The following is a 22,990-nucleotide window of genomic DNA, read 5'->3' as shown; positions in this document are numbered from 1 at the left end:
CGTACAACTGGCCGGAGAACCGGATCGCCGACCACCGCATCGGTTACAAGGCCAACAACCTCGACGCCGTGTTGAACGGTGAGATGGAGGCTCTGATCGGCGCTCTCGTCGACGCCGACAAGCAGGCACGCCTACAGCAGTGAGGACCGCCGACACGTTGCGGCGCGAGGGCGCCCGGATTCTTGGAGAGGCCGGAGTCGACTCGGCTGATCATGATGCGGCAGAACTCCTCGCGCATGTGCTCGACGTCGAACGCGGGCGGCTCCTTCTCGTCGACGACGTCAGCGACATCGACACCGCGCGCTTTTACGCCGTGCTGAGACGCCGCGAGGCTCGGGAACCGTTGCAGCACATCACCGGTCGCGCATGGTTTGACGGACACGAGTTCGCGGTCGGGCCCGGCGTGTTCGTGCCGCGTCCGGAGACCGAGCTGATCGCGGAATGGGTCTCGGCGACCGCCTGCGGCGCCGTTCGCGTCGCCGACCTGTGCTCGGGGAGCGGGGCTCTCGCGGTCGCGATCGCGCGTCGCCTGCCAGCCGCCGAGGTGACGGCCGTGGAGAAGTCGGAGGCCGCGCTGACCTATTTGCGTCGCAACGCGCTTCACCGTGGTGTTCGCGTGGTGCCGGGCGACGTCACCGACCCGGCGTCAATGGTGCAGGCCCTGGGCACATGCGATGTGATCGTCGCGAACCCGCCGTATGTGCCGGCTGGGTCGGAGGTGTCCGCCGAAGTGCGCCAGGACCCCGCCGAAGCCGTGTTCTCCGGCGACACAGGCATGGATGTGATCGAGGCGATGATTCCGATCGTCGCCGACGTACTGGCGCCCGGCGGACGTTTCGCGGTGGAGCACGATGACGAGACCGCGGCCGCGGTGGTCGACGCACTGACCGCAGACGGACGGTTCCATACTGTCGTCGCGCACACCGATCTCGCCGACCGTCCCCGATTCGTGACGGCTGTCCGATCCGGCGGCGACGTCGGAGCCGCCGCCGACCCCGACCGTGCAAGGATGGAACAGTGAGCGTCGTCTTCGATTGCAGTGATCCCGCCGCCCGTTCCGCAGGCCGCAACGCCGCCATCGGCGCGGCCCGTGGCGGACGTCTCGTCGTGCTCCCGACCGACACCGTGTACGGCATCGGCTGCGACGCGTTCGACAGCGAAGCCGTCGCGTCATTGCTCGAAGCCAAAGGTCGTGGCCGCGACATGCCGGTGCCCGTCGTCGTCGGTTCGTGGCACACGATCGACGGTCTCGTCCGGTCGGTCTCGGTCGAGGCACGTGAGTTGACTCAGGCCTTCTGGCCGGGTGGTCTGAGCATCGTCGTCGAGCAGGCCCCGTCGTTGGCGTGGGACCTCGGCGATGCAGCGGGCACTGTGATGCTTCGCATGCCGCTGCACCCGGTTGCCATCGAGGTCTTGCGCGAGGTGGGACCGATGGCGTTGTCGAGTGCCAACGTGTCCGGTCGTCCGCCCGCGACCACCGCCGCTCAGGCCCAGGAGCAATTGGGCGACCGCGTGTCGGTATACCTCGATGGCGGCCCCGCAGCGAAAGCCGTTCCGTCGACGATCGTCGACCTGTCGGGCGACGTACCGCGCATCCTGCGTGAAGGTGCGATCACTGCTGCCGAGATCGGTGACGTCCTCGACATGGACCCCACGGACCTGGTGGCGCAGCAGTGACGGGGCCGCTCGACGCGGTCGACCCGCAGATCAGCGCCCTGATCGGGCGGGAGTCACGACGCCGTGAGCAGACTCTGCAGCTGCTGGCGGCGGAGACGATGGCCTCGCCTGCCGTACGGGCGGCCGTCGGCTCGCCGTTGGCCGACAAGTACGCCGAAGGCTATCCGGGACACCGGTACCACGGCGGTTCCGAAGTGGTCGACGAGGTGGAGCGGCTGGCCGTGAAGCGGGCGCACACGCTGTTCGGCGCGGACTATGTGAACGTGCAACCGCTGTCGTGGGCGCTCGCCAACTTCGCTGTGTATGCGGCGTTCGCCCAGCCGGGCGATCAAGTGCTGTCGTTGAGCCTGCGCCACGGTGGACACCAGTCCCACGGATCACGTGCCAACTGGTCTGGTCGGTGGTTCAGCGTCGTCAACTACGAGGTACGACGCGACACCGAACAGATCGACTACGACCGGGTGCGTGATCTGGCATTGGTCCATCGTCCGAGAATCCTCGTCGCAGGCGGCACTGCATACGCGCGAAGCTGGGACTTCGCGGCGATGCGGACGATCGCCGACGAGGCCGGCTGCGTTCTGTGGGTGGACGGCGCCCATCTGATCGGCCTGGCGGCCGGCGGCGTTCTCGAGTCGCCGGTCCCATACGCCGATGTCGTGTCGGTCGCGACGAACAAGGTGATGCGTGGCCCTCGCGGCGGACTCCTGTTGGCGCGCGCCGAGCACGCTGAATCGCTCGCCAGGGCCGTGTACCCGTTCCTTCAGGGGGCGCCCGCCATGCATTCGATCGCTGCCAAAGCCGTGGCATTCGCCGAGTCGGACACCGAGAGGTACCGCCGATACACGCGGAACGTCGCCGACACCGCGACCGCGATGGCGTCAGGCTTCGCCGAGGCGGGGTTACACGTGGTGGGCGGCGGCACCGACACCCACATCGGGATCGTCGATGTCAGCCCGCTCGGCGTGACCGGTCGCGAAGCTGCCCGCCGGTTGGCCGCTTCGGGGATCGTCGTCGACAAGGCGATCACCCCGTTCGATCCGGCACCGGTGTCCGAAGGCTCCGCGATCCGGTTCGGCACGGCGGCCGCGACCGCGGGCGGTGTCCTGCCTGCAGAGGCGCCGCACATCGTCGATCTCATGATTCAGGCGATGTCGACCACGGACGGGCGACGCCATTTCGGGATCGCCGAGTCCGTCGCGCGACTGGGAGGAGCCGAGTGATCTCACTCGCCCTCGACGTCGGAGATGGGGGAGCGGGTGTGCCCCTCCGCGAGTTGGCACTCGTCGGCTTGACCGCAGCCGGTGTCACCTATCTCATCACCTCGCTCGTGCGGGTGTTCGCCGTGAAGTCCGGCGCCGTCGCGATTCCGCGCGAGCGCGACGTCCACGTGATCCCGACGCCCCGGCTGGGCGGTGTCGGCATGTTCATCGGCGTCGTGTGCGCGATCGGCCTCGCCGCTCAGCTTCCCGCGCTGAACCGGGGCTTCGCGTACACCAACGACATGCTCGCCGTGTTGACTGCCGGACTTGTCATCGTCCTCGTCGGCATCATTGACGACCGGTGGGGACTCGACGCCCTCACCAAATTCGTCGGACAGCTGACCGCAGCAGGCGTTCTGGTGATCATGGGCGTGTCCTGGTACCTGCTGTACGTACCGTTCGGCGACATCGGGACCGTTGTACTCGACCCACTGCAGGCCGGTCTGCTGACCGTCGCGATCACGGTGACCACGATCAATGCGATGAACTTCGTCGACGGTCTCGATGGCCTCGCCGCGGGCCTGGGTCTGATCGCGGCCGCGGCCATCTGCCTGTTCTCGCTCGGTCTGCTCGTCGATCAGGGCGGTGACGTCAGCTACTACCCGCCCGCGTTGATCACGGCAGCCCTCGCCGGAGCCTGCCTGGGTTTCCTGCCCCACAACTTCTCGCCCGCCCGCATCTTCATGGGCGACTCGGGCGCCATGCTCATCGGCCTGATGCTCGCGGCCGCGTCGACGAGTGCCTCGGGTCGTGTCGCTCGGAGCGCCTATGGACCGGCAGACATGTTTACGCTGCTCTCGCCGCTGATCCTGGTGGCCGCCGTGATGTTCATCCCGATGCTCGACATGGTCATGGCGGTGATCCGACGGACCCGTGCGGGAGTCGGCTTCTACACACCCGACAAGATGCATCTGCACCACCGGCTCCTGGAGATCGGCCACACGCAGCGCCGCGTCGCGATGGTCATCTACCTCTGGGTCGGACTCCTTGCCTTCGCTGTCGCGTCGTCGACGTTGGTGTCACCTGCCGTCGTGATGCCGATCTTCTGCGCAGGCGTCGTCCTCGCCCTCATCGCAACGTTCGCGCCGCGTCTTCGACGCCGGTTCGTCTCGCGGTAGATGGCCGACGTCCCAACGGACGTTTCGCCCAGTACGCGGTGGGGACGCTAGCCTTATCGCGTGTCTACGAACGATGAGAGCCAGGCCGCCGATGCCCCCCAGCGCAAGCCCCAATGGGAGGAGAGCCCGTCGGCGCCGTTGATCAACGGACTGAAGTACGGCACGTGCGGCCTGGGAATCCTCATCGTCGTGGGTCTGCTCGTCTGGTGGCCGTTCAAGGGGATGCCGGGGCTGTGGGGTGCCCTGATCGGCGCGGCGATCGGCGGCAGCTTCATCTTGATCACCGTCATAGCCATTCTGTTGACGTCCAAGGCATCGCCGAGCGCGGTGATGGCGGCGCTGATGGGTTCGTACCTCGTGAAGGTCGTCATCGTCATCGGGGTGACGGCGACCATCAAGAACATGGACTTCTACAACAAGCCCGCTCTCGTGTCCGTACTGATAGGCGCGATCGTCCTAGTGCTCGGCGGTGAGTTGTGGGGTGTGATGAGTACCCGCACGACATACGTGGATCCCGACGAGACAACCGGACAGTAAATGTGAGCATGCTCACTCGAAGTGTTCTGACCAGCTACTACAGCCGATAGTAGGTCTGGGCGCGGCGAGTCGGCCCTAACCCGGATTCGCAGGCACCGCCATCAACTTGCTACTGTGCTGGCTGCAGGCTGAATCACGTGACGTGCGCCGATGGTTGATGTCACCCACAGTCCAATGACAGTAGGACCCCCGCAGATCGCGAGATCGGTGGGCCCATGAACGGGAGAGAACGCTGAGCGCCATCCTCGCTGCTGGAGAAGAGTTTCACGCGCCGTCATTGTGGGATTTCTATCCCGTAATGCTGTTCGGTGGTGAGCAGCCCAACCCGGAGTGGTGGGGCATGGACCGCCTCATGGTCATTCGCGTGGCCGTGTCGGTGCTGGTTGCCGTTGGCTTCTTCTTCGCGCTGCGCAGCCCGAAACTGGTTCCGACCGGCGCGCAGAACGTAGCCGAGAGCATGCTCGACTTCGTCCGCGTGCAGATCGCCGAGGAGATCCTCGGCAAGAATCTCGGACGCAAGTTCCTCCCGATCATCGCTGCGATCTTCTTCGCCACGATCTTCCTCAACCTGACGTCGATCGTGCCGTTCTTGAACATCTCCACCAACGCGCGCATCGGTATGCCGCTCGTGATGGCCGCCGTCGCCTACATCAGCTATTGCTGGGTCGGCATCTCGCGGTTCGGCTTCTTCGGATTCATCAAGTCGTCGATCGTGCTGCCGGGCGTGCCGCTGCCGATCCACTTCCTGCTGGTCCCGATCGAGTTCATCTCGACGTTCCTGCTGCGCCCGTTCACGCTGACCGTCCGTCTTCTGGCGAACATGCTGTCCGGACACATCATGCTCGTGCTGTTCTTCTCGGCGACGCAGTTCTTCTTCATCACCAAGAGTGGCATCTGGGTCATCGCCGGGCTCGGCGGCATCATCGCCGGAGTCGGGTTCACGTTGTTCGAGCTCCTGGTGATCGCCCTGCAGGCATACGTCTTCGCCCTACTCACCGCCGTTTACATCGAGCAGGCGTACCACGCCGACGCGCATTGATCTGACCCTACTGAACTGACTGAATACGATATCGGTTCGGAGACATGACCGGACCGACACAAACTGACTCACTCGCCCGACCGGGCGGGGAGCCACCACGAAAGGGAATCGCAAGATGAGCATCCTCGCCCAGACTCTCGCGGCAGACTCGGAGATCACCGGTAAGGGCTTCGGCGCGATCGGCTACGGTCTCGCAGCCATCGGCCCCGGTATCGGTGTCGGCATCGTGGCCGGCAAGGCTATCGAGGGTATGGCCCGCCAGCCTGAGATGTCCGGTCAGATCCGCACCACCATGTTCCTGGGTATCGCACTCTCCGAGGCACTGGCGCTGATCGGTATCGTCGCCGGCTTCATCCTCTGATCTAGGACGACACCACATGATCAACGAACTGATGATTCTGGCGGAAGCAACGCCAGAAGAGGGCGGCGATCACCAGCCGCCGAATCCGCTGCTCCCGCAGTGGTACGACATCACGTGGTCGCTGGTCGCCTTCGCCGTCGTTCTGTTCGTCTTCTGGAAGTTCGTGATTCCGAAGTACAAGCAGGTCCTCGAAGAGCGTCGCGAGACCATCGAGGGCGGCATCGAGCGGGCAGAGGCTGCGCAAGCCGAAGCCGCTGAGTCGCTGAAGGCCTACCGTGAGCAGCTCGCAGGTGCTCGCGAAGAGGCTGCCGGTATCCGTGAAGAGGCTCGCACGCAGGGCACTCAGATCATCGCGGACATGAAGGCCCAGGCAACCACCGAGAGCGACCGGATCATCGCCAACGGAAACACCCAGCTCGACGCTCAACGTCAGCAGGTCGTCTCCGAGCTGCGCGGCGACCTCGGCAAGATGTCCGTCGACCTGGCCGAGAAGCTGGTCGGTACCTCACTGTCGGACGAGGCTAAGCAGGCCGGAACCGTCGACCGGTTCCTCGCCGAGCTCGACGCCGAGACCGCCAAGTAATCCAGGGCAGCAGGAACCGATGGTGTGGGACGGCGAGCGGGCAGGAACTGCCCCTCGCGCCCACTGCCTGACGACTCCGCCGGAAGAAGGAATGCACAAAGATGTACGCAGCGTCTAGCCGTGAAGCCCTCGAGGGGGCTCGCATTGAGCTGGAGACCGCCCTGCGCGGTTCGTCCGCGCCGAGCACCGATGCGGTGACTGTCGGCGATGAACTGCTCTCGGTGGCAGCCACCGTGAATGACAACCGCCCGCTGCGCATCGCGCTTGCCGACACGGCGACCTCAGCGGACTCGCGTGCCAAAGTCTCCGACACTGTCCTGTCCGGCAAGGTTTCGGACACCACTCGTCGTGTGGTCGCCTCGGCGGCCGCCCGCGACTGGTCGAACGAGGCCGACCTCGTGAACGGTCTGCAGTCCCTCGGGTGCGAGGCACTGCTGTTCGCGGCAAAGGAATCCGACCGTATCGACACGGTGGAGGAGGAGTTGTTCCGACTCTCCCGCGTCGTCAAGGGAGACGGAGCGCTCGAACAAGCGCTCTCCGACCGCACCCGCAGCGCCGCCGATCGCTTCGGCCTGCTGCGCAAGCTGATCGACGGCAAGGTCACCGACGTCACGAGCAAGCTCGCCGAGTTCGCGGTCAGCCGTACTGACGAGGCCCCCGGAGACTCGATCGACGAGCTCTCGCAGCTCGCCGCGGCGAGTAACGGACGTAAGGTCGCATACGTGACCAGCGCCGGTGAACTCTCCGCGGACCAGCGCACTGCGCTGGCCGCGAAGCTGGCCACCGTGTACGCCGCGCCAGTCACCCTGCACGTCAACATCGATCCGGCACTCCTCGGAGGCGTCGTCGTCCGTGTGGGCGACGAGCGTATCGACGGAAGCCTGTCCGGCAAGATCGCAACGCTGCGACGCGGCTTGCGGTGACCAAGTAACACCGATTCCCACAGACCACTTTTAGATAGCCAGGAAGAGCAGGAACATGGCGGAGTTGACCATCTCCTCCGATGAAATTCGGAGCGCGATCGCAAGTTACACCCAGGAAGTGGACGGCAAGGCCACCCGCGAAGAGGTCGGTACTGTCGCCGACACGGGTGACGGCATCGCCCACGTGACCGGTCTGCCCGGCGCGATGGCCAACGAGCTCCTCGAGTTCGAGGGCGGCATCCGCGGCGTGGCACTGAACCTCGACCTGGACGAGGTCGGCGCCGTCATCCTCGGTGACGCGCAGCACATCGAAGAGGGCCAGGAAGTCAAGCGCACCGGCAACGTGCTGTCGGTGCCGGTCGGCGACAAGTTCCTCGGCCGCGTCATCGACCCGCTCGGCGCCCCGATCGACGGCCTCGGCACCATCGAGTCCGAGAGCGACCGCGTTCTCGAACTTCAGGCAGCCAGCGTCCTCGAGCGTCAGCCCGTCGAGGAGTCACTCGCCACTGGCATCAAGGCTGTCGACGCCATGACCGCCATTGGTCGCGGACAGCGTCAGCTGATCATCGGCGACCGCAAGACCGGCAAGACCGCGGTCTGCATCGACGCGATCTTGAACCAGAAGGACAACTGGGCGACCGGCGACCCGGACAAGCAGGTCCGCTGCATCTACGTCGCAGTCGGCCAAAAGGGATCGACCATCGCGGGCGTTAAGACCGCCCTCGAAGAGGCTGGCGCGATGGAGTACACCACCATCGTCGCCGCCCCCGCGTCCGACTCGGCCGGCTTCAAGTGGCTCGCTCCGTACACCGGCTCGGCCCTCGGCCAGCACTGGATGTATCAGGGCAAGCACGTCCTCATCGTGTTCGACGACCTGTCGAAGCAGGCTGAGGCCTACCGCGCTATCTCGCTGCTGCTGCGTCGCCCGCCGGGCCGCGAGGCCTACCCGGGTGACGTCTTCTACCTGCACTCGCGTCTCCTGGAGCGCTGCGCCAAGCTCTCCGACGAGCTCGGCGCCGGCTCGATGACCGGCCTGCCGATCATCGAGACCAAGGCCAACGACGTGTCGGCGTTCATCCCGACCAACGTCATCTCGATCACCGACGGCCAGGTCTTCCTCGAGTCGGACCTGTTCAACAAGGGTGTTCGCCCTGCGATCAACGTCGGTATCTCCGTCTCTCGTGTCGGTGGCGCCGCCCAGACCAAGGGTCTGAAGGATGTCTCCGGTTCGCTGCGTCTGGAACTCGCACAGTTCCGCGAGCTCGAGGCATTCTCGGCGTTCGCCTCCGACCTGGACGCCGCGTCGAAGGCACAGCTCGAGCGTGGAGCCCGCTGGGTCGAGCTTCTCAAGCAGGACCAGTACAGCCCGGTGGCCGTCGAGGACCAGATCGTCTCGCTCTATCTCTGCGGTGAGGGCTACATGGACTCGGTTCCGGTCGCGGACATCCGCCGCTTCGAGTCAGAGCTGCTCGGCGACCTGCACCACACGGCGTCGGGCGTGTACAGCAACATCGCGGGCGGTAAGAAGCTGACGGCCGACGACAAGGCCGCACTCGCGACGGCGACGGACAACTTCAAGGCAGGCTTCATCGCGGCCGACGGATCGCGAGTAGTCGAGGTCGACGCAGACCCGCTTGCCGCCGAAGACGTCGAGTCCGAGACGATCCGAGTTACGAAGAAGACGAAGTAACCATGGCCACCATTCGGGAGCTGCGCTCGCGGATCAGGTCGATTCAGTCGACCAAGAAGATCACCAAGGCGCAGGAGTTGATCGCAACATCGCGTATCACCAAGGCGCAGGCGCGAGTGGCAGCCGCTCGCCCCTACTCCGAGGAGATCACGCGGGTCGTCACCACCCTGGCGAGCGCGAGCTCGACGCTCGACAGTCCGTTACTCACGGCTCGCGACGAGCCCAAGCGTGCGGCTGTCCTGGTTGTCACCAGTGACAGCGGACAGTGTGGCGGCTACAACTCGAACGTCCTCAAAGAGACCGAAGAGCTCCTGTCGCTGCTTCGCAGCGAGGGCAAGGAGCCGGTGGTGTACGTGATGGGTCGCAAGGGCATCGGGTACTACACCTTCCGTGAGCGTCCGATCGTCGCGAGCTGGTCGGGTTTCTCTCAGCAGCCTGCGTTCGCCGACAGCTCCGAGGCCGTCCGCCATCTGGTCGAGGCGTTTCTCGCCGGCTCGGGTGAGCAGTGCCCGTTGCCAGGCGAAGGCTCCGGCCAGGTCGAGGGCTTCGACGAGTTGCACATCGTGTACACCCGTTTCGTTTCGATGCTCACGCAGAAGCCGGTCGTCCGTCGCATGGCGCCGATCGATATCGAGTTCGAGATGGAGCACCTCGAGATCGGCGAGGACTTCCTGACCGACGGTGCCGACAAGATCAGCGCCGAGGTCGAATTCGAGCCGGAAGCCGACGAACTGCTCGACGCACTGCTTCCCAAATACGTTGCGTCTCGCATCTTCGCTGCACTGCTCGACTCGGCAGCGTCGGAGAGCGCGGCACGTCGCACCGCGATGAAGGCGGCCACCGACAATGCGAACGAGCTCGAGAGGACGCTTTCGCGGCAGGCGAACGCGGCGCGCCAGGCTCAGATCACCCAGGAAATCAGCGAAATCGTCGGCGGCGTCGAGGCGCTGGCGAACTGATCGCGACAAGACAACCGAGGAAAGTGAAGTAACCAATGACTGCAGCAGTCACCGACTCGTCCGCGGGCGCCGCTTCGGCGACCGCCGGTCGTGTCGCCCGGGTGATCGGCCCCGTCGTCGACGTTGAGTTCCCCCGTGGCGCAATCCCCAACCTGTACAACGCCCTGCACGCGGAGATCACCTTGGCGGCGGTGGCCAAGACGCTGACGCTCGAGGTCGCACAGCACCTCGGCGACAACGTGGTGCGCACCGTCTCGATGCAGCCGACCGACGGCCTGGTCCGCGGTGCGGCAGTCGTCGACACCGGTAGCCCCATCTCGGTCCCCGTCGGCGACGTCGTCAAGGGGCACGTCTTCAACGCGCTGGGCGACTGCCTGGACGCGCCGGGCACCGGCCGTGACGGCGAGCAGTGGGGCATCCACCGCAAGCCGCCGGCGTTCGACCAGCTCGAGGGCAAGACGGAGATCCTCGAGACCGGTATCAAGGTCATCGACCTTCTGACCCCGTACGTCAAGGGCGGAAAGATCGGTCTGTTCGGTGGTGCCGGTGTCGGCAAGACCGTCCTGATCCAGGAGATGATCACCCGTATCGCTCGCGAGTTCTCCGGCACCTCGGTGTTCGCAGGCGTCGGCGAGCGTACTCGTGAGGGCACCGACCTCCACCTCGAGATGGAGGAGATGGGCGTTCTGCAGGACACCGCGTTGGTGTTCGGTCAGATGGACGAGCCGCCCGGGACGCGTATGCGCGTCGCCCTCTCGGCCCTCACCATGGCCGAGTACTTCCGCGACGTGCAGCACCAGGACGTGCTGCTCTTCATCGACAACATCTTCCGTTTCACGCAGGCGGGCTCGGAGGTCTCCACCCTCCTCGGTCGTATGCCGTCGGCCGTCGGCTACCAGCCGACCCTCGCGGACGAGATGGGTGAGCTCCAGGAGCGCATCACGTCGACCAAGGGCCGCTCGATCACCTCGCTGCAGGCGATCTACGTCCCCGCTGACGACTACACCGACCCCGCGCCCGCAACGACGTTCGCTCACTTGGACGCGACCACAGAGCTTTCGCGCCCGATCTCTCAGCTGGGCATCTACCCGGCCGTGGATCCGCTGACCTCGACCTCCCGCATCCTCGAGGCGTCGATCGTCGGCGACGAGCACTTCCGTGTCGCCAACGAGGTCAAGCAGATCCTGCAGAAGTACAAGGAACTGCAGGACATCATCGCGATCCTCGGTATGGACGAGCTCTCCGAGGAGGACAAGGTCACCGTGCAACGTGCACGTCGCCTGCAGAAGTTCCTCGGCCAGAACTTCCTCGTCGCCGAGAAGTTCACCAACCAGGTCGGTTCGGTCGTGTCCCTCAAGGACACCATCGAGGCCTTCGACCGCGTGTGCAAGGGCGAGTTCGATCACCTGCCGGAGCAGGCGTTCAACAGCTGCGGTGGACTCGACGACGTCGAGGCCGCTGCCAAGAAGATCGCCGGAAAGTAGTCCGCGCACATGGCTGACAAGACTTTCCGACTCGATGTGGTGGCACCCGACGCCGCGCTCTACTCCGGAGACGTGACGCTCATGGTGGCTCAGACCACGGTCGGTCAGATCGGCATCATGGCCACCCACGAGCCGATGCTCGGCGAACTGGCACCGGGCGGCTGCGTGGTCCTGACCGACGCGGACGGCACGCGCAAGGCGATGGCCGTACAAGGCGGTTTCCTGTCGGTCACGGCAGACACGGTGACCGTCCTCGCGGAGGCCGCGCAGTTCTCCGAGGACATCGACGTAGCCGCCGAACAAGCCGTTCTCGAATCGGCCGACGAAGGCAGCGAAGAGTTCCTCCGCGCGAAGTCGCGGGTGCGCGCCGTCGAAGCTGTGAGCTGACGCGGACGTTAGAAGTAAACATGTGAACGAGCGAACAGCCGTCCTGCACTGCAGGACGGCTGTTCGCGTAGTTTCGAGAGCGACGGTGAGGAGGTCGACCTGATGCCGATTTGGGCGTGGTGTCTGAGTGCTGTGGTACTTATCGGGTTGATCGCTGCCGGATTGCTGGTCTACCGCCTGCGTCTTGTGCGTCTGGCCGGGACCCCGGTGCTGTTGCGCCCGCTGCCCGCGGATGCGGACGAGGGGTGGCGCCACGGGGCGATCCACTACACCGATGACGCGATCCTGTACTTCCGGTTGTCATCGTTCAGGCTGGGGCCGTCGGTGAGTCTGTCTCGTCGGCGTATCGAAGTGTCCGGACGACGAGGCCCGGTCGGCACCGAGTCGGAGATCATGGATGCCGATATGGTGGTCGCCGAGATCACGGTAGGACGACGAGGTCAGGAGCCGGCGTACGAGCTTGCGATCGCACCAGCGGCGATGACCGCCTTTCAATCGTGGCTCGAGGCCCGCGCCCCGCGCCGCGCGCGACGTAGGCCCGCGGCGTAGGGGACTGCTACTCAGCGACGGCGATCCCCGCCGGGAACCCACTTCACGTCGGAGATGCCTGCACGCACGTTCGCGACGCGGCCGAGGATGAAGAGCAGATCCGATAGCCGGTTGAGATATTTCGCCGGGAGGACGCTCGTGTCGTCCGGATGCGCGTCGATTGCCGCCCAGGCGGCTCGTTCGGCTCGGCGCACCACCACCCGAGCCTGATGGAGGTAGGCCGAGAGGGGAGTGCCGCCCGGGAGAATGAACGAGTCGAGTGGTTGAAGTTCCTCGCCGAATTGGTCGCACCAGTCTTCGAGCGCGTCGATGTAGGCGGCTTCGATGCGCAGCGGCGGATAAGCGGGTTCGGCGACGACCGGGGTCGACAGGTCGGCTCCAGCGTCGAACAGATCGTTCTGCACGGTGGTCAGGACCGTAGCGATATCGTCTGGGACGTCGCCGGCGACGGTGAGGGCCAGGCCAACGATCGTATTGGCCTCGTCGCAGTCGGCGTATGCGACGACCCGCAGGTCGTTCTTGGCGACGCGTGAGAAGTCGGAGAGTCCGGTGCTGCCGTCATCGCCGGTCCGTGTGTAGATGCGTGTGAGGTGTACAGCCATACTCAGTAACCTACGTCAGGGAAACCTACCGTCAGGCCGATACACTGTGCCGGTGAGTGATCGTTACGTGGTGTCCGGTGGGGCACGTCTGGTCGGCGAAGTGTTCGTCGGCGGAGCAAAGAACAGCGTTCTCAAGTTGATGGCCGCGTCATTGCTCGCCGAGGGGCGCACAGTGCTGACGAACGCACCGGAGATCGCTGACGTCCCGTTGATGGCGGACGTGCTCCGCGGTCTGGGCGCCGCCGTCGACATCTCGGGCGACACGGTGACCATCGATTCGCCTGCCCAGCCCGACTTCCACGCCGACTTCGACGCGGTGAAGCAGTTTCGAGCATCGGTGTGCGTGCTCGGTCCGCTGATGGCTCGTCGGCATCGAGCGGTGGTCGCGTTGCCGGGCGGCGACGCGATCGGTTCGCGTCCTCTCGACATGCATCAGGCAGGCCTTCGTTCTCTCGGTGCGAAGAGCACCATCGAGCACGGATGCGTCGTCGCCGAGGCGGACGTCCTACGCGGGGCCGAGGTGGTGCTCGACTTCCCGTCTGTAGGCGCGACGGAGAACATCCTGATGGCGGCAGTCCTCGCTGAGGGCGTCACCACGATTGAGAACGCGGCCCGCGAGCCGGAGATCGTCGATCTCTGCGTGATGCTGTGTGAGATGGGGGCGCGCATCGACGGCGCGGGCACCCCGATTCTCACGGTCGTCGGCGTCGACTCGCTGGCCCCGACGACACACCATGTGGTCGGCGACCGCATCGTCGCGGGGACGTGGGCCGTGGCCGCCGTGATGACGCGTGGCGACATCACGGTGCGCGGGATCGACCCCGAGCACCTGCGCCTGGTCCTCAAGAAGCTCGAGGGCGCAGGCGCACAGATCGACCGCTTCGACGACGGATTCCGTGTCGTCCAAGAGGCTCGGCCCGTCGCAGTCAACACAGCGACCCTTCCGTTCCCGGGATATCCGACCGACCTGCAGCCGATGGCGATCGGCCTGGCCACCGTGTGTGACGGACTGTCGATGGTCACCGAGAACGTGTTCGAGGCGCGATTCCGATTCGTCGAAGAACTGGTCCGACTCGGCGCCGACGCGCGAACCGACGGTCACCATGCGGTGATCCGCGGCGTCGAGAGGCTGTCGAGTGCTCCGGTGTGGTCGTCGGACATCAGGGCGGGCGTCGGTCTGGTACTCGCCGGGCTCGTCGCCGACGGTGATACCGAGGTCCACGACATCGAGCACATCGACCGCGGGTACCCGGACTTCGAGAATCAGCTCCGCAGTCTCGGCGGCGTCATCGCGCGCGTTCGCGACTGATCGACGCTACCTATCCGGTCGGACAGGTGCGATCCTGCTCGCCAGGGTCGACTCGATGCGCTGCAGGTCAGGAGGCCTTGTCGGGCAGGTGACGCAGAGCACACGCTGTGAGGGACCAACACGGCAACCTCACAGGAGTCATCCTCATGGCCATCGAGCTGAATCAGATCTGGGACTTCCCGATCAAGGAGTTCCACCCCTTCCCGAAGGCGAAACTGGGCGTCGGCGCGCACGACATGCTCGGCGTCGAAGCGAAGGAACTCGGCATGACCCGCGTCCTTCTGATGACGACCGGACTTCGCGGGTCAGGCATCATCGAAGAGCTCACCGGCAAGATCGAGTACCAGGGTGTGGACGTCGTCCTGTTCGACGACGTCCAGTCCAATCCCAAGGACTTCAACTCGATGGACGCCGCGGCGCGATACCAGTCCGAGAAGTGCGACGGCATCATCTCGGTCGGTGGTGGTTCGAGCCACGACGCGGCCAAGGGCGCTCGCATGGTGATCGCGCACGACGGACGTAACATCAACGAGTTCGAAGGCTTCTCCAAGGCCACCAACAAGGAGAACCCGAAGCACATCGCGGTGTCGACCACCGCGGGCACGGGTTCGGAGACGTCGTGGGCGTATGTCATCACCGACACGTCCGACATGGAGAACCCGCACAAGTGGGTGGCGTTCGACGACTCCTGCCTCGTCGACCTCGCGATGGACGATCCGCTGCTCTACTACTCGTGCCCCGAGCATTTCACCGCGTTCTGCGGCTTCGACGTCCTCGCCCACGCCAGCGAACCGTTCGTCTCACGGCTGGACTTCGAGCCGTCCCTCGGCAACGCGAAGTACTCGATCGAGTTGATTCGTGACCACCTGCGGACCGCCGTCTACGATCCCAAGAACCTCGCGGCACGGGCGGGCATGATGCACGCGCAGTACATCGCCGCGCAGGCGTTCAACTCGGGTGGCCTCGGCATGATCCACTCTCTGTCACATGCGTTCAGCGCGTTCTACGACAGCCACCACGGCCTCAACAACGCCATCGCACTGCCGCGTGTGTGGGAGTACAACCTGCCTGCTCGCTACGAGCGGTACGCCGAGATCGCCTCGCTGCTCGGCGTCGACACTCGGAACATGACGACGGTGCAGGCCGCCGACGCCGCGGTCGAGGAGGCCATCCGCCTGTCCAAGGATCTCGGGATCCCGGAGAACTTCGGTCAGCTGACGACGTCGACATACGAGAAGAACCGGATGAACACCGGGAAGTACGAGGGTCGCGGCGACGGAGTCGACACCTCCGACGCACAGGTCCGTGCGATCGCCGAGCACATGATGGACGACTGGTGCACCCCGGCCAACCCGCGTGAGTCGACTGTCGAGTCGTTGATCCCGATGGTCCGCCACGCCTTCACCGGCTCGTACTGACCGCCGGCTGCCGATCGCCGGATCCGGCGATCGGCAGCATCCGGCCGCTTACCTTCTTTCGGACCCGAGCGAGGCACTCATGAGCGAACCGACTTTCGACACTTCCGCCGACCTGGCGAGAGCCCTCGAGTCAGAGGGCTACCTGATCGATGACGACCTAGCCGTCGTCGTTCACCTGGCGACCGTCCTGGACCGACCACTGCTGCTCGAAGGGCCGGCAGGCGTCGGGAAGACCGAGTTGGCGAAGGCATTGGCCGCCGCATCGGGGCGGGAGTTGATCCGACTGCAGTGTTACGAAGGCCTCGACGACTCCCGCGCGCTGTACGAGTGGGACTACGCCCGACAACTCTTGCACGTCCAGATGCTCCGCGACCGGATCGGAACCGAGCTCGCCGAATACGACACGCTCGCGGCGGCCTCTGCTGCGCTCACCGAGACCGATGTCGGTGTCTACACAGAGGGCTTCCTCGTTCCGCGTCCGCTGCTGGCCGCGATCGTCTCACCAGAGCCGACAGTGCTGCTGGTGGACGAGATCGATCGGACCGACGAGGCGATGGAAGCGGTGATGCTCGAGGTGCTCGCCGAACGGCAGGTGACCGTGCCCGAACTGGGCACGTTCGCGGCGCGCTCGTCACCGTGGGTGATTCTGACGTCCAACGACACGCGAGAACTGTCGCCCGCGTTGAAACGGCGCTGCCTGCACTTCCAGGTCGAGTACCCCTCCGCCGACCGCGAATGTCGGATCGTCGCGGTGCGCGCCCCGGACGTGGAGGAGTCGGTGATCGGCGACGTCGTCGAGCTGGCGCGCAGACTGCGTGAACTGCCGTTGCGCAAGAGCCCGTCGATCGCCGAGGTCATCGACGCCTCACGGGCTGCCTCGCTTCTGTCGCCGACCGATCCGGCGCTGATGTCGCTCCTAGTGAAGTTCGGGACCGATCTCGACCACGTGCGGCGGGCGTTCACCGCGCCCTCGGCGGCGTCCGAGCCGGAGGCCCTGCGCGGGTCGACCACCGGGCGGGCGTTCGGTGCGGGGCGCGCACACAGCGCCGTCGCACGGAGTTGAGCGGTCGTGCTCAGTGAGAACGACGTGGGCGCCCGACTCATCGACACCGTGGCCGTGCACTTCGGTAGGGCACTGCGCACGATCGGGGTGGGGTGCTCGCCTGCCGAAGTGATCGAAATCAGGCGTGTGCTCGCTCTGATCGGAGGGGGCGATCTCGCCCTGCTGCGGACCGCGATACGGAGCGTCAGCGTCAAATACGAGTACGAGCGGGCCGGCTTCGAGAGCGTCTTCGACGTTTTCTTCATCGGTGACCACGACGCGGACGACGCGTCCGACGACTTGCCGCGCGTTCGCGGGCTGGCTGGGGAGCTTCCGGACGAACTCGACTGGGACGACCAGTTCGCTGGTGCGGCTCGGATGATCGGCGCAGACGAGCACACTGTTGAGATCGGCGACCTCATGGCGGACGACCCCGACGCCCGCGAGCGGAACGGCGAGAGCGCTCATCGTGAGGAGAACGACTTCTCGGTCTCGTCCGGTGCGGAGGAACTCGAGGTCGACACCGAGTCGTCGAGTGTGTCCGGTGGTGTCACCTACACGATCGAGGTCGACCACGCGGACGCAGCGCAGGTAGGCGAGTTGACGGGGACGTCAGCGCGGGTGGAGGGCTCCGCGCTGAGCCTGAACGACGCGGCGTCTCTCTTGGCCCTACTCGACTCGACAGACGGGCGGAGCGCCTACGGCGCCGACGGCATGGAGGACCACGACGAGGCACGGCGTCAGCAAGTTCAGCGGGCCCTCGAAGAGTTCCTGGAGGCGTTGACCGAACGCCTGGCCGATAACGCTCAGGCCGACAAGTCGCTCGCCGACGGTGAGGTGACCGGACCGTCGCACGTCCACCGCGATCAAGCCGACATCGATCGTGCGTGTCACCGATTGGTGCAGAGGATGCGGGGTGCGCCCCGGGCGGTGTCCCGCTTGACGGACGGCTCTCGGCTCGACGTGCGTTCCACCATGCGCGCGGCGGCCCACACCGACGGGGTCCTGGTAGAACTGTGGAAGAGGGTGCGGGTTCCGGGGCCGGTGCGCCTACTCGTCCTCGTCGACGTCTCGCTGTCGGTGCGTCCGGTTGCCGGGTTCATACTCCGCCTCGCGCAGACCCTGCACCGACAAGGAAGCCGGTGCGAGGTGATTGCGTTCGTCGACCGCGCGGTCCGCGTCACGCCTGAGTTGCGGGTATCCGAACCCGACACCGCATTGGCAGAGGTTCTCGCCGCCGACGGCCTGGATCTGTCCGCGACCAGTGACTACGGGCGGGTATGGCAGACGACGCTCGACGACTACGGCGACCTCATCACGCGGCGGACCAGCGTTCTCGTCGTCGGCGACGCCCGCAGCAATGCGTTCGATCCACGCATTGACCTATTCGAGACGGTGGCGCGACGGGCTCATCGAGTTGCGTGGCTGACGCCGGAACCGTCCCGGTACTGGACACAGACGGGATGTTCGCTCGCCGACTACGGCGAGCACTGCTCCGGGGTGGTGAGCGCGCGCGATGCCGCCGAATTGATGGACAAGTGCGACGAACTCGGTTCGGCACTGCGATGAGCCGGTACCGTCTCTCGCAGAGCGAGGAAGTGGAGGGCCCGTGATCGATCGGGGCACAGACCGTGTGCGGGCGGCGACCAGCGTCGCGAAGTTCCATACTCCCGAGATCGTGCTCGGCCGCGGATCGTTTCCGGAGGCGGCGATCACCGTGGCGGGACTCGGTGTGCGTCGGCCGCTCATCGTCTCCGATCGCACCATCGAACAGACGCCGTGGTACGGACGATTGTTCGCGGACCTGCAGCGGCGGGGAATGCAGCCGGCGTCGTACCTCGACGTATCGCCGAACCCGCGGTCGCATGAGGTGGCCGACGGATTCGCGGCGTATCAGGCGCATTCGGCGGACGGGCTGGTCGCACTCGGCGGCGGCTCGGTAATCGACGCCGCGAAAGGCGTCGCCGTGCTCGCGTCGAACGGCGGTGTCATTCTCGAGTACGAGGGGATCGATCGCGTGCAGCGACCGTTGCCGCCCCTCGTCGCGGTCCCGACGACGGCGGGCAGCGGAGCAGACGTCTCCCAGTTCTGCATCGTCAACGACCCCGACCGGCGCACCAAGGTGACGATCATCGGCCGGACATTGGTCCCGAATGTGACCATCATCGATCCGACGCTGCTCACCACCGTCTCGTCGATGGTCACCGCGCAGACGGGCATGGATACCCTCACTCACTGCATCGAGGCGTACGTGTCGCTCGCCCACGGACGCCTGACCGATTCGCTCGCGATCGAATCGCTCACTGGAGTCTGGGCCAACCTCGAACGTCTCGTCGGCGACCCGGCCGACGCCGTCGCAGGCGAGGAGATGGCGCTCGCGTCGCTGCGCGCGGGGATGGCGTTCACCAACGCGATTCTGGGTGCGACGCACGCGATGAGTCATCCGGTCGGCGGGCACTGCGATGCGCCGCACGGCACGATCAATTCGGTTCTTCTGCCGCACGTGATCCGCTACAACGCGCTGGTGTGTGCCGATGACTTCGTCCGGCTCGCGGACGCCGTTGGCCTATCGACTTCGGGCGATCCGAGGGCCGTCGCCGACCGACTGGCGGACGCCGTCGCGAGTCTCGCGGCACGGGTCGGGATGCCGGACACGCTCTCGCCGCTCGGTGTGCGTCGCGACGACCTCGATCTGTTGACTTCCCACGCGCTGGCCGACTCCTGCATGATCACGAATCCGCGGCGTCCGGAGGAATCCGGAATAGTCGATCTGTACCGGCAGGCCCTGTAGTGGTGGACCGGAGCAGTCGTGAGATCGGGATAGCCGCGGAATCAGACCCCGACCTGGCCTCGCTCGTCGGGCTCCGCACCGTCAAAGCCGGCCACTACGCTCAGTACCGCGGTTCGGAAGCGCGGTTGGGCCGCGTGATGCTCGCGCTGGAGGGCATTTCCAAGGCACTGGTACAGACTGCTGCAGGCCCCGAGGCACTGGTCGTCGCCGTCGTCGAGACGGTCCGGGACCACCTGGGCGCCGAGTGGGTGCTGTTCGCGCTCGCGGACGGCCACCTCCTGGGCACCGGACCGCGCCATCTGATCGCAGGTCCGGGCGGACAGATCCTCGCGTTCGAGGGAGTCCGGGGCGCCGAGCCGCCGACGGAGCTGCCGGACGTCGTGCTGAACCGACTCAACGATGTGCTGCGCGGCGAAGTGACGGTGCTGCACGCTCCGATCGCCGACGATCATCATGTCCACGTGCCGGTGGAACTCGACGGCGACGTGGTCGGCGGCCTGTCTGCGTGGACTACCGACGATCACCAGGTCGATGCCGCCGATCTGACTGTGCTGCGGATCCTCGCGAGTCAGGCCACGGTTGCGTTGGTGAACTCGTCGTTGTTCCTGCAGGTCCAGCGTCGTGCCGACGAACTGGCCGATCGCAACGATGAGCTCGTCCGGACCCAGCGCGAACTGTGGGCCGCCCAGCGGACCGCGTTGCTCGGCACCGAACGTGCACGGATCGCCAGGGAGTTGCACGACTCCGTCGGCCAGTCCGTTCTATCGGCCGGACTGCAGATCGAGCTGTGCCGCGACGACGTCGGCGGCGCTGCGGCCGAGCGTATCGACAAAGCCGTGAAACTCAGCCGCGACGCTATGGAACAGTTGCGCGGCGCGATCTATGCGCTCGCGAAGTCGGGCGGGCCGTCGACCGGTGTCGTCGACACTCTCCGCGAACTGTGCTCGCTTCACATGCCGCCCGACGTCGACGTGACGGTCACTGCTCGCGGTCGACCACGCGAACTGACTGGCGACGTACAGCACGCGGTGCTGCGTATCGCTGGTGAATCCCTGTTCAACGCCGCGCTGCACGCGCAGGCAAGTCGGGTGACGGTGGCTCTGGAGTACGACAGCCGGGGCGTGCGGCTCGTCGTCGACGACGACGGCATCGGCGACCCGACCGAGCTGCGATCGGCGTTAGCGGCGGCCGAGCGCGGCGACATCACGTCCGGACGCAGCCGGGGACTGGTCAACATGGCCTCCCGCGCCGCTGAACGGGGTGGCGGCTTCGCCATCCGGCGATCCCGACTCGGTGGTATTCGAATCGCGGCCGACGTGCCGTGCCCGGACGAGGAGTCGGCATGACCAGAAACGGAGGACCGGAGGGCGCTGGGGCCAGCGATGGCGGGGCGCGACGTGATCGCGCTGTCCGGACAGTGCTCGTCGACGACCACGCATTGCTGCGCGAGGGACTCCGCTCGCTCCTTGATCGCGATACCGCGGTGGAGGTGGTCGGCGAGGCGAACTCCTTCGACAGTGCGTTGGCCGAGATCGAGCACAGTCGCCCCGACGTCGTGGTGGTCGACCTCAAACTGACGGCCGGCGCGGACTACGAAGGCCTCCGCTTGATCGAGGAGGTCACCAAGAGCTACCCGGAGGTGGCCTCACTCGTGCTGACCACCTTTCTGGACGACGACCTCGTCATCCGGGCTGTTCGAGCGGGATCACGCGGCTACGTCGTCAAGGACGTCGACACGACTGAACTCGTCCGAGCGGTTCGCGCCGTCGCGACCGGCGGAAGTGCCTTCGACCCCCGAAGCGCGACGATCGTTCTGCGGACCGTGTCGGGGGGTCGGGACGTGGCCGCCGAACTCACCGATCGCGAACGAGAGGTGCTGCGTCTGCTGGCCGAAGGCAAGTCGAACGGTGAGATCGGCGGGGTTCTCTACATCTCGGAATCGACCGTCAAGTTCCACATCCGGAACCTGATCAGGAAACTCGGCGTGAGCAAGCGGACCGACGCCGTGTACGTCGCGAGCAAGCGGGGACTGATCTGAAGAGTGTGATCGCGGGACGTGACCCTCAAGCCCTGTCGAGTCAAGCCCTGTCGAGCACCAGCCAGCCGCCGTGATCGGTGAACACGGTCGCACGGAACCCGGAGCGGACCCACGGCGACGCCCACCGAAGCAGATCGTCCTCGGACAGTCTCTGCAGATGGCCGAAGTGCGCCGACGGGTGCTCCTCGAATGGCACCGCGATCACCACTCGCTTTCGTGCCACGCGCAATGCCTCGCCGACTGCGACGTCAACATCGGCGGTACACAGGTGCTCGATCAGATGGATGAGGGTTACCGTGTCGACCGAACCATCGGGAACCGGGAGTGCGCGGGCATCGCCGAGCACGGTCCGCACTCTGATGCCGAGACCGGGGCACGCGCGGTCGAGGAGGTCGAGAGCGCCCGAACAGATGTCGCACGCCTGAACCTCGAGTCCGCTCTGCGCGCACTGCACGGCGAGCAGGCCGAAGCAGCAGCCGACCTCCAAAACGCTATCGCCGGTGATGAGGGCGAGAGCTCGCTGATGCACCGGGGCGAAGTCGGCGTGGCCCGCGCGTAGATCCTCGACGGAATTGGCGTAGAACGCAGCCCAGGCGTCCGCCTCCTGAGCGCAGCTCGTCGCGACGAGGCCGACCATTGCCGTCTCGAACTCGTCCTGGCCGGAGATGACACCGGCGTGCACCAGGGTCGTCAGTGCCGACACCGCTGTGCTGTCGCTGATCGAGTCCACGGTGAAGGGATGAGCGAGAACGATGCAGTCGTCATGGGAGCGCCGCCATGCGAGCTCGCCGCACTGAGTGAAGCCGACGGGAATCGCTCCGACCGCCAGCGCTCGGCTGGCCACGACCTCGATTCGGCGTCGCACCGCGGGCGTGAGGCCGGCAGCGACCTGGACGGTGTCTCGAGCCTCGACGGTGGCGGTCATGCATCGACCGTACGAGTCTGCCGGCGCCTTCGTAACTGACCGATCGGTCCGACCTCCTGTCCGTTCGGCCAGGTGAAGAGCGGAGCGCTTGCCGGCCTCAAGGTGCAGAACCGACAGTGACGTGCAGATTTGCACTTCCGCGCAGAAGTGCGTACGTTGAATCGAGTCAGAGCGGCAGTGCCGCGACGACCTCACAGACTCCCAAGTTCGCGATTATGAAATTGCGGCCAGGTCGAGTACAGTGGGAAGCCGCTTCGGCAAAGTCCGTGTTTGTTCTCCGGTGACGGGGTTCGGGTGTG

23 protein-coding genes and 1 pseudogene are annotated in these 22,990 nt (G+C 65.9%); 22 read left to right on the top strand and 2 right to left on the bottom strand.

Annotated features, from left to right (window positions below):
* The 15 genes and pseudogenes from ACTIMF_RS17105 to ACTIMF_RS17035 form a co-directional block, all read left to right on the top strand.
* A pseudogene (locus tag ACTIMF_RS17105) lies at nt 1-143 on the top strand (peptide chain release factor 1); the annotation flags it as partial.
* Nucleotides 140-1,021, top strand: a complete 882-nt coding sequence (gene prmC, locus ACTIMF_RS17100) for a peptide chain release factor N(5)-glutamine methyltransferase (RefSeq protein WP_442351485.1) — start codon at nt 140-142, stop codon at nt 1,019-1,021. The pseudogene ACTIMF_RS17105 and the gene prmC, both read left to right, overlap by 4 nt.
* Nucleotides 1,018-1,677: an L-threonylcarbamoyladenylate synthase gene (locus tag ACTIMF_RS17095; RefSeq protein ID WP_442351484.1), complete on the top strand. Its 660-nt coding sequence runs from the start codon at nt 1,018-1,020 to the stop codon at nt 1,675-1,677. Before prmC ends, ACTIMF_RS17095 begins: the two co-directional genes overlap by 4 nt.
* Entirely contained in the window at nt 1,674-2,897 is a 1,224-nt protein-coding gene (gene glyA, locus ACTIMF_RS17090) for a serine hydroxymethyltransferase (protein WP_442351483.1), read from the top strand. The genes ACTIMF_RS17095 and glyA overlap by 4 nt, the downstream gene beginning before the upstream one ends.
* Nucleotides 2,894-4,054 carry an MraY family glycosyltransferase gene (locus ACTIMF_RS17085; RefSeq protein ID WP_442351482.1) on the top strand — a complete coding sequence of 387 codons (1,161 nt, stop codon included), beginning with the start codon at nt 2,894-2,896 and terminating at the stop codon, nt 4,052-4,054. Before glyA ends, ACTIMF_RS17085 begins: the two co-directional genes overlap by 4 nt.
* Before the next feature lie 60 nt (nt 4,055-4,114).
* Complete coding sequence (locus ACTIMF_RS17080) at nt 4,115-4,591, top strand: hypothetical protein (RefSeq protein ID WP_442351481.1); 477 nt, start codon at nt 4,115-4,117, stop codon at nt 4,589-4,591.
* A gap of 298 nt (nt 4,592-4,889) precedes the next feature.
* A complete protein-coding gene (atpB, locus tag ACTIMF_RS17075; RefSeq protein WP_442351480.1) occupies nt 4,890-5,630 on the top strand; it encodes a F0F1 ATP synthase subunit A in 741 nt (246 codons plus the stop codon).
* Between the two features lie 115 nt (nt 5,631-5,745).
* A complete protein-coding gene (locus ACTIMF_RS17070; RefSeq protein WP_442351479.1) occupies nt 5,746-5,991 on the top strand; it encodes an ATP synthase F0 subunit C in 246 nt (81 codons plus the stop codon).
* 16 nt (nt 5,992-6,007) lie between these two features.
* On the top strand, nt 6,008-6,574 hold the full coding sequence (locus ACTIMF_RS17065) for a F0F1 ATP synthase subunit B (RefSeq protein WP_442351478.1): 567 nt from the start codon (nt 6,008-6,010) through the stop codon (nt 6,572-6,574).
* Nucleotides 6,575-6,675: 101 nt separating this feature from the next.
* The gene (locus tag ACTIMF_RS17060; protein WP_442351477.1) at nt 6,676-7,497 is read left to right on the top strand and encodes a F0F1 ATP synthase subunit delta; all 822 of its coding nucleotides are present in this window, start codon (nt 6,676-6,678) and stop codon (nt 7,495-7,497) included.
* 55 nt (nt 7,498-7,552) lie between these two features.
* Complete coding sequence (atpA, locus tag ACTIMF_RS17055; RefSeq protein WP_442351476.1) at nt 7,553-9,187, top strand: F0F1 ATP synthase subunit alpha; 1,635 nt, start codon at nt 7,553-7,555, stop codon at nt 9,185-9,187.
* Between the two features lie 2 nt (nt 9,188-9,189).
* Nucleotides 9,190-10,146: a F0F1 ATP synthase subunit gamma gene (locus ACTIMF_RS17050; RefSeq protein WP_442351475.1), complete on the top strand. Its 957-nt coding sequence runs from the start codon at nt 9,190-9,192 to the stop codon at nt 10,144-10,146.
* Nucleotides 10,147-10,181: 35 nt separating this feature from the next.
* A complete protein-coding gene (gene atpD, locus ACTIMF_RS17045) occupies nt 10,182-11,630 on the top strand; it encodes a F0F1 ATP synthase subunit beta (protein WP_442351474.1) in 1,449 nt (482 codons plus the stop codon).
* A 9-nt stretch (nt 11,631-11,639) separates the two neighbouring features.
* Entirely contained in the window at nt 11,640-12,017 is a 378-nt protein-coding gene (locus tag ACTIMF_RS17040) for a F0F1 ATP synthase subunit epsilon (protein WP_442351473.1), read from the top strand.
* Between the two features lie 102 nt (nt 12,018-12,119).
* Nucleotides 12,120-12,566: a DUF2550 domain-containing protein gene (locus ACTIMF_RS17035; RefSeq protein ID WP_442351472.1), complete on the top strand. Its 447-nt coding sequence runs from the start codon at nt 12,120-12,122 to the stop codon at nt 12,564-12,566.
* An 11-nt stretch (nt 12,567-12,577) separates the two neighbouring features.
* Here the strand turns inward: ACTIMF_RS17035 and ACTIMF_RS17030 are convergent, their stop codons facing one another.
* Nucleotides 12,578-13,168: a cob(I)yrinic acid a,c-diamide adenosyltransferase gene (locus ACTIMF_RS17030; RefSeq protein ID WP_442351471.1), complete on the bottom strand. Its 591-nt coding sequence runs from the start codon at nt 13,166-13,168 to the stop codon at nt 12,578-12,580.
* Between the two features lie 52 nt (nt 13,169-13,220).
* Here ACTIMF_RS17030 and murA point away from each other — a divergent pair, with 52 nt between their 5' ends.
* From murA to ACTIMF_RS16995, 7 genes are all read left to right on the top strand, one after another.
* The gene (gene murA / locus ACTIMF_RS17025; protein ID WP_442351470.1) at nt 13,221-14,477 is read left to right on the top strand and encodes a UDP-N-acetylglucosamine 1-carboxyvinyltransferase; all 1,257 of its coding nucleotides are present in this window, start codon (nt 13,221-13,223) and stop codon (nt 14,475-14,477) included.
* A 146-nt stretch (nt 14,478-14,623) separates the two neighbouring features.
* On the top strand, nt 14,624-15,895 hold the full coding sequence (mdo, locus tag ACTIMF_RS17020) for an NDMA-dependent methanol dehydrogenase (RefSeq protein ID WP_442351469.1): 1,272 nt from the start codon (nt 14,624-14,626) through the stop codon (nt 15,893-15,895).
* A gap of 79 nt (nt 15,896-15,974) precedes the next feature.
* The gene (locus ACTIMF_RS17015) at nt 15,975-16,958 is read left to right on the top strand and encodes a MadB family AAA-type ATPase (RefSeq protein ID WP_442351468.1); all 984 of its coding nucleotides are present in this window, start codon (nt 15,975-15,977) and stop codon (nt 16,956-16,958) included.
* Nucleotides 16,959-16,964: 6 nt separating this feature from the next.
* Nucleotides 16,965-18,506, top strand: coding sequence for a MadC family VWA domain-containing protein (gene madC, locus ACTIMF_RS17010; RefSeq protein ID WP_442351467.1), 1,542 nt, complete (start codon nt 16,965-16,967; stop codon nt 18,504-18,506).
* A gap of 43 nt (nt 18,507-18,549) precedes the next feature.
* Nucleotides 18,550-19,728 carry an iron-containing alcohol dehydrogenase gene (locus tag ACTIMF_RS17005; protein WP_442351486.1) on the top strand — a complete coding sequence of 393 codons (1,179 nt, stop codon included), beginning with the start codon at nt 18,550-18,552 and terminating at the stop codon, nt 19,726-19,728.
* A 2-nt stretch (nt 19,729-19,730) separates the two neighbouring features.
* Nucleotides 19,731-21,074, top strand: coding sequence for a MadS family sensor histidine kinase (locus tag ACTIMF_RS17000; protein WP_442351466.1), 1,344 nt, complete (start codon nt 19,731-19,733; stop codon nt 21,072-21,074).
* Nucleotides 21,071-21,766 carry a MadR family response regulator transcription factor gene (locus ACTIMF_RS16995; protein ID WP_442351465.1) on the top strand — a complete coding sequence of 232 codons (696 nt, stop codon included), beginning with the start codon at nt 21,071-21,073 and terminating at the stop codon, nt 21,764-21,766. Before ACTIMF_RS17000 ends, ACTIMF_RS16995 begins: the two co-directional genes overlap by 4 nt.
* 40 nt (nt 21,767-21,806) lie before the next feature.
* Here ACTIMF_RS16995 and mftM read toward each other — a convergent pair whose 3' ends face one another.
* A complete protein-coding gene (mftM, locus tag ACTIMF_RS16990; RefSeq protein WP_442351464.1) occupies nt 21,807-22,691 on the bottom strand; it encodes a mycofactocin oligosaccharide methyltransferase MftM in 885 nt (294 codons plus the stop codon).
* Nucleotides 22,692-22,990: the final 299 nt, after the last annotated feature.

Source organism: Gordonia sp. (in: high G+C Gram-positive bacteria) (assembly GCF_052106715.1).
Taxonomy (GTDB): Bacteria; Actinomycetota; Actinomycetes; order Mycobacteriales; family Mycobacteriaceae; genus Gordonia.
This window is presented reverse-complemented; position numbering and strand designations above follow the sequence as displayed.